Annotated in this window: 1 protein-coding gene; it reads left to right on the top strand. The window is 66.4% G+C overall.

Translation table 11 applies throughout. The features are described 5' to 3' along the window. Positions 1–456: 456 nt before the first annotated feature. Positions 457–1338, top strand: coding sequence for a tyrosine-type recombinase/integrase (locus tag FFT21_RS28450; RefSeq protein WP_225978850.1), 882 nt, complete (start codon positions 457–459; stop codon positions 1336–1338). Positions 1339–1544 lie beyond the last annotated feature (206 nt).

Raw genomic sequence — 1544 nt, 5'->3', positions numbered from 1 at the left:
GTCACTGATTTGAACAGGCCCAGGATTGGCGGCCAATTGCGCTGCTCGCCCACGGTGTCCATGTCGACCAACGTGCACAGGTCGGTGATCTGCTCGATGGTAAGGCCGGTGGTATAATACATGCTAGGCGGTCCGTTTTTGTGAGAGCTGAGTGTGGTAACCCAATTCTCTCAACAAACGGGCCGCCGTTTATGTCGACACGCCGGGGACGTGCGATCTCATGCGCTGTGAATAAGCCTCCTACATCTACTACGAGGGCGCGGTCCGGCTGTATCTGATCCCGGGCCTCGGCGCACACCGGCTCGACCGCCTAGAGCCGGAGCATGTTGAACGGCTCTACGCGAAGTTGCGGCGGGAAGGGCGTAGCGCCTCGATCGTCCAACAGGTTCACCGCACCCTGCGGACTGCCCTGAACGAGGCCCTGCGCCGGGAACGGATCACCAGGAACCCGTGCTAGTGGTCAAGTCACCGCCGGTCGTGGAAACGGAGGTCGAACCGTTCACGGTGGCGGAGGCGCAGCGCATCCTGAACGCCGCCGCTGGCCGCCGGAACGGCGTCCGGTTCGCCCTGGCGCTGTCGCTCGGCCTGCGCCGGGGTGAAGCACTCGGCCTGAAGTGGGCAGACCTCGACACCCGCACCGGGACGTTGAAGATCCGCCGAGCATTGCAGCGGCACACCTGGCGGCACGGCTGCGACGATCCCGCTGCGTGCGCGAAGCCGCACCACAAGACCGAGCCATGCAAGGAGGGATGCAAGCGGCACCAGCGCAAGTGTCCACCGCCGTGCCCACCGGGCTGCACGGGCCATGCGCGGGCCTGCCCTCAGCGGCACGGCGGAGGGCTGGTGATCGCACAGGTGAAGTCCCGTGCCGGTAAGCGCTCGGTTCATGTTCCGGTCCCGCTGCTGGAAGCGCTGAAGGCGCACAAGGGCAACCAGGACAAGGAGAAGAAGGCCGCCGGCAACCTGTGGCAGGACAACGGGTGGATCTTCGCCCAGCCCAACGGCAGGGCGCTTGATCCCCGCGCCGATCACGACGAGTGGAAGGCACTGCTAGCCGAGGCCGGCGTTCGAGACGCGCGCCTGCACGATGCCCGGCACACGGCCGCGACGGTGCTGCTGGTGCTCAACGTGCCCCACCGGGCGATCATGGACGTGATGGGCTGGTCCTCCACGTCCATGCTCACCCGCTACGTCCACGTGCCCAACGAGATCCGCGCGGGGATCGCCAACCAGGTCGGCGGTCTGCTATGGAAGCTCCCAGAGGCCGGGATCGGGAGCACGGCCGACGATGAGTCGGACGGCAACGACGGGACCGCCGGGGCGCTGGTTCCGGCGTAATAGGACGCAACTGAGACCACAACTGAGACCACCCGGGCCGCAACAAAGGTCAAGGCCTCACCCGGTGTCTGTCGGGTGAGGCCCTGATGGCATGAAGGGGCGGGGCCTCCGTCCCTCGTGGTCCCGAGCGGACACTCGGGTTCTCACGTCAACGCACGACGAAGGAGGCCCCTTGTGTCCGAGTATGACGCGACGCAGGTCGTGGG

It is taken from the genome of Gandjariella thermophila (assembly GCF_005405885.1).
Lineage (GTDB): Bacteria > Actinomycetota > Actinomycetes > Mycobacteriales > Pseudonocardiaceae > Gandjariella > Gandjariella thermophila.
The sequence above is the reverse complement of the archived record's forward strand: the minus strand, read 5'-3'. Positions and strand labels throughout refer to the sequence as shown.